We start from the raw sequence: 9,279 nt of genomic DNA, 5'->3' as shown, positions 1-9,279 counted from the left end.
GTTTTTTTGATACATCGCTGAAAGCTTTCCGGAACCATACGCCTAGCGTATGGTTTTCTTTTCACAACAAATTGAGTGTAGTTTAAACTACACTCAAAAATTTATAATGACGTTATCAACATTTTCTCTAACGTCAACGTTTATAATATTCTAATTTTAATTAATTTACTCTCATTCTGCCAAGTATTTCTTTCTCCAAGTCTAACTTCTTGCTTGGAACAATCACACTGCTTGCAAGATCCTTCTTTTCTTCAATTACCCGGTGTACAATCTCCTCCACAGTTCCAGAAGCGAATATTCCTTCGGAATCTTTTACAATCGGATAATAAACTGTTACTGGTTTTTCCTGGCCAATGCGGTAGACTCTGTCCGTTGCTTGATTTTCCACTGCTGGATTCCACCATCTTGTGTAGTGAATAACATTATTGGCTGAGGTTATGGTTAAACCCGTACCAGCAGCTTTAGGAGATAATATCATTACGTCAAACCCCGGTTTTTGATTAAAGAAATCAACTACTTGCTGTCTGCGGGAAGTCATTCCATTAATAATATTTGGATTAATATGGAATTGCTCTCTAATATGGTTTCTTAATATTCCTTGCATCTTGATGTATTCTGTGAAGATTAATACCTTTTCATCCTTTTCACGAATACTTTCGATAATGTCCATTGTCTTATTTAGTTTGGGTATTTCTTCCACATTTAGGTTTATGTATTGTTCATTCACTAATGCAGGATGCGATGTAAGTGCTTTTAGCTTTTGAATTGCCTCTAATCCGGTCATCATCTTATTCCCAACAAGCGAAATGACGTCACCATACATTTTCTTTTGCAACGGCCCTAATCCAACTTCAATTATCTTACTTATCTTTGGTGGCAATTGACCTTCTAACTCTTTTTCTTTTGTTCTTCTTTTATAGACGTGAGAAAGTTTAGAAATTAGCTTTGTTTCAATCGGCTTAACATCTTCTCCTTCTTCAAAAGGGGTAATGAATTCATTTTTAAAATCTTTCAAACTGCCTAACAATCCTGGTTGAACATAATCCATGATTGACCAAAGTTCAGTTAAGCTATTTTCGACCGGTGTACCCGTTAATGCTAATCTGAATTTTGACTTTAGCGCCTTTAAAACTCTTGAAGCTGCTGTTGATGGATTCTTAATGGCTTGTGCTTCATCGCATACAACAGCCTGCCAATTTACTTGGCCCATAGCTATCTGGTCTTTCACTAAAGTCTGATATGTTGTGATAACTATTCCTTTTTTTTCAATCTGAGATGGATTTTTGATTCTTTCTGGTCCCTGGTGATTGTAAAAAGAGGTCACTAGTAAAGGAGCAAACTTTTGGATCTCCTTACGCCAATTCTCTATTAAAGTCTTCGGCACAACGATTAATGTAGGGGTTAACTTGTTTATTTCCTGTAAGTAAGCCAGGAACGAAATAACTTGTATCGTTTTCCCTAATCCCATATCATCTGCTAATAACCCACCAATTTTTCTGAACTGGAGGGACTTCATCCAAACATATCCATCGATTTGAAATGGTTTTAAATGTGCAAGGAAAGATTGGGGGGGCTGAAGGTTTAAAACCCCTAAATCGTCCATTTCCTTTTTTACTTCTAAGATTGGTTGGTTGAATTCAAGATGATTAATATTTTCATAAATTTCTAATACATACGGTAGTTTGCTAAAGTCTACTTGTTCATCAGTATCTATCGTTTCCTTTAGTCTATTAGTGGCATCAATAAATTCAGTTGTCTCATGTGGTAATTTAAGCCAATGGCCGTTCCATTCAATATATTCCTCTCCAGAATTTTGTGCTTCTCTAATGAGACTTTCAATTTCATCTGTCTTAAATTCACCTTGAGATTCGCCTGTCTCATCCATTACTGAAACACCAATATTAAGAGCGAACCACCCTCTATCACGTTCCTTAGCATGTATGTAGGGTTGAGCGCGGTAAACTTGTATCCCTAGTTGACGAACACGTTCTCCGAATAATGAAAGATCTAATCCTTCAATTTCCGGTATAAATGATTCTGGATTTTCAACAAACCTTGCGATGTTTGCTCCTTCAATTGGTCCAACATTATTAATCTCTTTCGCTTTTTCATAGATATCCTTATTTACAAATATCTTTTTATTATCAGCCCCAGATTTATAAATGGCCGCACTTTTTCCCATTTCTTTTAGTACGTCCTCTTCAATTTCATCGGTAGATTTGTATTGCGGCTCTAATTTAATCGTTTTTTTATCATAACTTAAATCCATATCTATTTGGTCAACGAATAGATACTCCTGCTTTTCTAAGTAGTTATTGAGTGTAACATTTAATTCCTTTGCCTTACTTCTTACTTCAGCAACATAATTAAACACTTTATCTTTATCACGAGGGTTGGGTGCATCTTCTACTAGCCTTAGAAATTCATATTGCGTTTTCTCCATTATCACTTCTGTATTATTTGGCAAACTGACGATAGGACCTGTTTGTTTAGCCGTTTTCTCTAAATGATTCCAAGTATCGTACGATTTCTTTACTATAAAGCGGAATCGCGATGATCCAATCGCACCTTCATTTACAAGTTTTAATGTAAATTCCACAATCTGTTCAGGGAGATTTAATATTTTACTTACATTAATCAGGGAGTTCATATAAATAGTGATAAGGCAGAAGATAAAAGCCAGCTTTATCCTCTAACCATTCTTGGTACCATAGCTCTTCAAGAACTTCTACTTGATCTAGGTTTTTTTGTCGCCGAAGCTCAGTAACAGACAGACGAAGCGGTAAGTTGATGGTATTTTCTTTACTACCTTTATAAAGAAAGAATTTTATACCTGTATCATGCTTTTCCGTTTCTACACTGATGCTTGAAACATTGTTATCATTTCTTGATTTTCCAAATACTCTTGTTAGTCTCATAAGTTCCAAGCCTCCTAATCTTGGTAAAAATATAAACCTCTAAAATAATGCCTCATATGGGAATCAAACTTACTATGCCAATACCCTCGATGATCCAGCTTATGAATATAAAGTTTTCTCCCATACATTTCATACATGTCTTTTTCTTTAAACATAGCTTCCCTTGCCTGTGAGCCTCTTCTACGGAATTCTGCTGAGTTTTTTCTAGGTAAAATAATGTCTCTAAATCCTTCCTTATGGTAAAAATAAGCTGCACCCATCTTACCAAACTCTACAACGACAAAATCTCCAAAATCCATAAAAACAATTTGAGGTTCCTCTATAAAGTGCAGGTCTTCAATAGATTTAGTATATTTTTTCCAATACAAAAAACGCTCGTTATTACGGTCTTGCTCAAAAAAATGTTTTAATTTATTTTGAGTAAGCCAGTGATTAACTTCTTTTAAAGAACTTTCAGAAATGAACTTCCATGATCTTTGATTAGTTCTGGGATCGCCTAAGTTATCCAATGCTTGGATTAAAATTTCATTATCAAATTGTTCATAAGTTCTAGCCTCTAAGTAGTTTTTAATCATTTCTTGATATTCTTGTAATGTGTATTGACTGAGATAGACAACCATTTGATCGGGACTTTCTCGTTGAATGATAAATGTTTCAGATAAACCTTTAAGAAGCATCCTTTTAATTAGTTCCCTTTCCAAATAACTGTCATTTTTAACCTTCCATCTTTTTAAAAGGATACTTGCTTTTTCATTTGCCTTTAATAGAAACTGTGGCAGTTCCTTTATTATGTCGCCACTATAAACAGCTTGATTTATTTGGCGTCTAGAATCTTGATCCAGCCCTAAAAATGTTTCATCTTCACTCTTAAAAATAAAAGACAAAAGCTTTAATAATCCTTTATCATTCACTTCATTCTGAAACAGCTTCCAGGCTACTCTTCCTACCTCTCGTATATATCCAGCCATTAAAATACTAATGATTTTTTCTATCGTCTGTTCTTCTTCTTGATGAAAAGGATATTCGTAGGCAAGCATGCGAATATCTAGCTTAGAAATTCTATTTGCAAATTCTTTAATGGCTTCAGGGCCATTGGGCAATGCTCTAATTTGCTCAAGCAGCTTTGGCAAACGATTCTTTATTCGGCCAGCCAAAATTTTACTTTCTACATCCTTATACTTTTTTTCTACTTCCATTCGGGTTTCCATCAACTGGCCGGGATAAAAAGAGAATGGGCGGAATATAAGGTCAGTGCTCATTTTGTTTCACCATCTTTTGAATTTCCTCAATAACTTCATCATCTTTTAATCGAAATTTGAATTCTACCCGTCGCGATTTAGCTAGATCTATTTGCCCTTTATTATCCAATAATGGAATACTATATGACCGTCCGTTTGCAGTAATCACTTGTTTTAAATATTCCCTTTCGGCAAAGTTAGGGAAGTCTTTACTAAAGATTTCCTCTGCAACAGCAAGTGCTCTATTTTGTGAAAGCCTAAGGTTAAAGAGATATCCTCCAACAGTATCAGTGTGCCCTTCAATAATAATTTGTGAAATTTCATCTCTAAATTGATCAGAAAGAAGGATTCCAATATACACTGGAATAAATTCTTCAAGCTCATTCCTACCACTCTCTGATACACTGCTGCTGTTTGAGTCAAAAAACACGCCACCCGAAAAACTAATTGCTCCTGTTTGCGGATCAACTTCTAATTCATGATTAGAGCCTTTAAACGCTTCAATTAATTCTTGGATGATTCTTGTCTTTACTCCAATCACTTCTTCAATCATTTGGTCTTTTTTTTCAATGGATTCCTGGTTAACCATTAAGCTTATCATTAAAAACAGTGCAAATAAAAGAAGCAATGCTGACATTAAATCAGAATATGACATCCAAAAACTGCTTTTATCTTCATCTTCTATTTGTGCTATATATCTTTTATTGTTCCTATATCCCCTTGGCACTTTTCACCACATCCTAGGATGATTGTTTTATCAACATTTCCGCTTGCTTATTTAGCTCTTTAACGGAATGGCTAAACTTATCGATTTCATCCGGTAAATCAACAATTCCCTCCTGTATAGCCCCGACCCCACGGGAAAGATGTTGAACTGCTGTAGATAATTCTTTGTCAAATTGATTAAAAGTACGATCCAATCCTTGATACATATGTTCAGCAAATTGTTCCATTGATGACCTTAAATGTTCGTTTGTATTGCCTAATGTCTCTTGCGCTGAAGCCATTATTAATTCCAACGACTCAACCCTCTTATCCATTTCTCCCAATTGATCAAGAAGCTGTTTACGTACCTCCGTTGACAATTCACTCATTTGTTTCCTTTCATCGGAAACTTCCGAATATAGATTAAGTAGATCCCCATGAAAAACAAGATTATTCTCTGTCACGTGATTAATCTCATCAAGCAGATTTTTTAAATCTTTTTGCGTGTTTATAAATATCTCGCCCTGTTGGCCGAGCACCTGAGATAAGTTTTGGTTATTTTCAGTAAATATTGCAAGGTCTTGAAGATGAAGATAGATTTCGTCCATTAGTTCCCCATATTTATCTTGTAATTCCATTTGGAGATTTGTTTGAGAATGTAATGAGGCAACATTTTCTTTCAAGCTTTCTATGTGTTTAGAAAAATAGTCGTTAAATGTTTTTCTTTCTTCCGTCATTTTTTCAAGTAATTCAGCAATAGTGTCCTGTAATTGTTTATTTTTATCTGTTGTTTCATTTAACTGAAAAACGGTCCTTTCTAAAACAGATTGATATTCAGAAATTTGATCAGTGTAACCATGTATCTGTTCTGTCAGTTTAGTCGTTTTTTCTACCATTAAAGACTGTTCCTTAGCCGAGGCTTGCATAGATTGAACCAACACGGTCATCTCTGTATGTACCTTTTCTTGCCATTCAACGGTTTTACGTAAAGCTTCCCCAAGATCTTTCATATGATCTCCAGTAATTTCATTTAATGAAGTAACAAAGTGATCAACCATTTCATTAATTCCATCCAATTGATTTTGACTGGACTGTTCGATAACCTGTCTCATCATGTCATTCGTCTGTTGAAATTGGGGCTCAAGTGCTGTTTGAATCGCTTCCGTTATCCCGGAAGTTAACTGATGTATTAAAACATCTGACATAAAGTCTTGGAAATCTGCCATTTGATTCTTTTGATTGCTGGCCATCTCTTGGAGGATGCTGCCCTCACTTTTTGTAGGAAACGCAAGATCCATCTCATTACGTAATGTTTGAAAATTATGTACAATTAAAGGATAGAAAATAATCTTATCGAGCAGTTGCCATAACACCGAAAGGATTATACCTAGTATTGAAGTATAAAAAGCAATCTTCATTCCACCAATTAAAGTTAAAACACCATCTTTTAAGGCTTCAGTACTCGAGTCGTTACCTAATCCCTCAAGCCCAAGGACTAATCCAATAAACGTACCGAGTATACCGGCTGATAAGAAAATTCCCGGAAAAACCTCAATAATTTTCCTTTTCCCTAATCCTTTTACTAAATGTTCTTCCAAAAAGAAGTCATAGACATCAGGTGTAAAAATTTCTTCACCTTTTTGCAACTCTTTAAAATTATTATAATAACTCTTCCAAGCTTTTTTTATTTCAGCAGGAATGGACTTGTTTTTTGTGTTACACCAGTCATTCATTTGAGCAAATTTATTTGTAATACCAGCATCATTTAATTCGTTTAACTTCTTTACAATTTCTTTTCTTGAATATCTATACCTTAAATATAAAAACAAAAATACTAAAAATGAAATAATAAATATTATTAACATTGTTAATAAATATATATAGGTAAAAGGGTCTAGATCATCTAAAAAGAAAAAATTTACTTTATTTAGCATACTTGTTCTCCTCCGAAGTATGAGAATGATAAATAAGGATAACGAATACACCTATTGTACTATATATACTGGATATTCGGATAAATTTTCCATATAATTTATCATTTCCGCTACCAATGTTTATCGAAGTAGATTTATGAGAAAATGGAAATACAGAATATGAAGTATAAATAAGTGTTGTTCTATTCGTTCATAGCCTCGTCTACCGTTAAATCTAAAATCTCCACTATATTTTTATCTTAATAATATCAATATGACAGTGCTTCGTCTGAATATCTCGTCCCGCCGCATGATTCACATAGGATTGTCAAGGGATCTGCAAATGATGTGTCAGGCGTTGTAACTCCTTTTCCTTTGCAGACAGGGCATGCACCAGAGGAGTTAAAGCTGAACAAACCTGCCGGCTGTCCGGTTTCTTTTGAAAATATGGCGCGGATGTAATCCATTATTCCCATATATGTAGTGAGTGTTGAACGGTTAAAGGTTCCTATACTGCCTGGCCCAACCATGATGGTTTCCACATAGCTTTCTGGGCATGCTTCCAACAATAAGGATCTTTTTCCTGAACCAGATACGCCACATATAGAGACTAGGACGTTTTTAGGAATATTTAGGATCTTTTATTTTCGTTAGTTCTTCCATCAACTCTGTAATTTCTAATTGATCGTATTCTGCGATATTTAAGCCATTTATTCTGCAAAGACCGGTAAAAACGATGACTTTTTCTTATGGTAAATTTAAGTCTATATTTTTTTAATTGTTTTCTTTAAGTCCTCTTAAAATGATTTCATCTTTTATTTCCGACATCTTATCATCCCTTATTAAATTATCTGCTGAAAAAGCGCCTTCGGGAATTAGAAACCGCCAATCAGTTGTAGCTTCTGACTCCTAGCTTCATCTGTTCGCTAAAAGTTCTGCCGGTGATTTCGAAATAAATTATTTATTGAGGAGTTTTAACGGCCGAACTGGTAGATGTGGAAGGAATAAAATAAGATTATTCTTATTTATTATCCGTTGAAAACCTTGATTTAACGGTTTTTTCTTCTTCTCTACATAATTTTCCATAAAAATAACGCTGTTCAGTCCAAATTTGACCTAAAAAGAAGCTAGTTATTGCCAGCTTCATAGTTAGGATTTTCGCCGTTTTTATTATCGTACATTACGCCTTTATATGGCTCACCATCCCTAAACTCGCCTTCAAAAATTAATCTGTCTCTTTACTGTAAATTTCCCCTTGACCATTTGGGTAATCATCCCGGTATTCTCCTTCATATACAAGGATGCCATCCTGGTACCATTTTCCATTGCCTTCTCTTAAACCATCTCTATTAATAGTACCAATATACTTTAATTCACCGTCTCGATATTGCTAACTTCTTCTTTACAGCCCCCTAAAATAAGCAAAAAAACAGAATAATATAATCAACCAAATTCGTCTCATATATTACACCTCTATATCTTTTACTTTATTTTATTAGAGTTAAGCAAAGCGGTCTAGTGTGGTTTACCTTCTAGTGGGGAACATCATATGAAGTGGGGTATGATCTTTTACTTCATCGCCATGAGTGTCCACATTATAGCAAGCAGGAAGAATATGTTTTGTACCGATGGAAATTATTGTTCCAATGCCTTTTTGAGTTGTTCACCAAATTGCATCCAACTATATTTTGCTCCTTCAATTGCTTCCCTCTAATGGCTTTTATGATAAAAGGTCTGACCACTTTGCTTTAGTCTCGTTAAAACAGCGCCAATTGCTCTTTTTCTCCAAGCCTCACTATTGCTTCAGGGTCATTGTCTTTAAAGTAAGCTGTTCTAATTTCTTTAGTTTTGGTCATAATTTGTGTTTCTCGGCTTGCAGATTCTTTCAGGCGACAGCTATAAACAACAGGGAAGTATTTTCGAATAAATTTCCCTTCCGCATGGGCCGTTAAAGCGATAATTTGAAAACCTAATTGTTCAGCAATAAAAAATACTGGCTCTAATACATGATCACTCGATGCTTTTCCGAATGGGTTGTCGACTATAACCGTACGATGTCTCTTTTGATTTCCTTGAAGGGGTACTCTTTTTTCGGCCAAATAGTTAAGAATGCCGAGGAACAGTGTCATGTTTTTACTCCATTTTTCTCCCCCAGACCAAGCATTTGACTTTTCCCAACTCGTAAGAGCGCCGCTTACTTTACCATCATTGCTGACTTTTCTACACTTGACACTGATATCTTTTTCTTTCATGACATTTTTAAGTAGCTGTTTCGTATGAAGCCACTTTGCAATCTGTTTGCGAATGAGTGACTCGTCTTCTTTTCCTTCGTCATCTTTATATTCATCCTTGTCTAGCTGTATGACCATCCAATCAATATGATGACGAAGGGTCTCTTTGCCTTCTTGTTCGTCCCAATCAGGGACAGTGAAGATATATGTATTTGTCAACTCAAAATTACCCCAAATGTTAATTGAAAAGTCCCCCACCTAAATTTTCCAAATA

At 35.1% G+C, this 9,279-nt stretch carries 8 protein-coding genes; all 8 read right to left on the bottom strand.

The window, feature by feature from the left end; translation table 11 throughout:
• Positions 1–160 precede the first annotated feature (160 nt).
• Positions 161–2,599: a DEAD/DEAH box helicase gene (locus tag DCC39_RS18020; protein WP_165820930.1), complete on the bottom strand. Its 2,439-nt coding sequence runs from the start codon at positions 2,597–2,599 to the stop codon at positions 161–163.
• Between the two features lie 34 nt (positions 2,600–2,633).
• Complete coding sequence (locus DCC39_RS18015) at positions 2,634–2,918, bottom strand: hypothetical protein (protein ID WP_116556270.1); 285 nt, start codon at positions 2,916–2,918, stop codon at positions 2,634–2,636.
• Positions 2,919–2,932: 14 nt separating this feature from the next.
• On the bottom strand, positions 2,933–4,114 hold the full coding sequence (locus tag DCC39_RS18010) for an EH signature domain-containing protein (protein WP_165820929.1): 1,182 nt from the start codon (positions 4,112–4,114) through the stop codon (positions 2,933–2,935).
• Between the two features lie 52 nt (positions 4,115–4,166).
• Positions 4,167–4,811, bottom strand: a complete 645-nt coding sequence (locus DCC39_RS18005; RefSeq protein WP_116556273.1) for an OmpA family protein — start codon at positions 4,809–4,811, stop codon at positions 4,167–4,169.
• An 85-nt stretch (positions 4,812–4,896) separates the two neighbouring features.
• A complete protein-coding gene (zorA, locus tag DCC39_RS18000; protein ID WP_116556268.1) occupies positions 4,897–6,795 on the bottom strand; it encodes an anti-phage ZorAB system protein ZorA in 1,899 nt (632 codons plus the stop codon).
• A gap of 248 nt (positions 6,796–7,043) precedes the next feature.
• Positions 7,044–7,343 carry a hypothetical protein gene (locus DCC39_RS17995; protein ID WP_407071875.1) on the bottom strand — a complete coding sequence of 100 codons (300 nt, stop codon included), beginning with the start codon at positions 7,341–7,343 and terminating at the stop codon, positions 7,044–7,046.
• 656 nt (positions 7,344–7,999) lie between these two features.
• Positions 8,000–8,077: a hypothetical protein gene (locus DCC39_RS19935; protein ID WP_407071876.1), complete on the bottom strand. Its 78-nt coding sequence runs from the start codon at positions 8,075–8,077 to the stop codon at positions 8,000–8,002.
• 454 nt (positions 8,078–8,531) lie between these two features.
• Complete coding sequence (locus DCC39_RS17985) at positions 8,532–9,224, bottom strand: hypothetical protein (RefSeq protein WP_133243508.1); 693 nt, start codon at positions 9,222–9,224, stop codon at positions 8,532–8,534.
• Positions 9,225–9,279 lie beyond the last annotated feature (55 nt).

The organism is Pueribacillus theae (assembly GCF_003097615.1).
Lineage (GTDB): Bacteria > Bacillota > Bacilli > Bacillales > UBA6769 > Pueribacillus > Pueribacillus theae.
The sequence above is the reverse complement of the archived record's forward strand: the minus strand, read 5'-3'. Positions and strand labels throughout refer to the sequence as shown.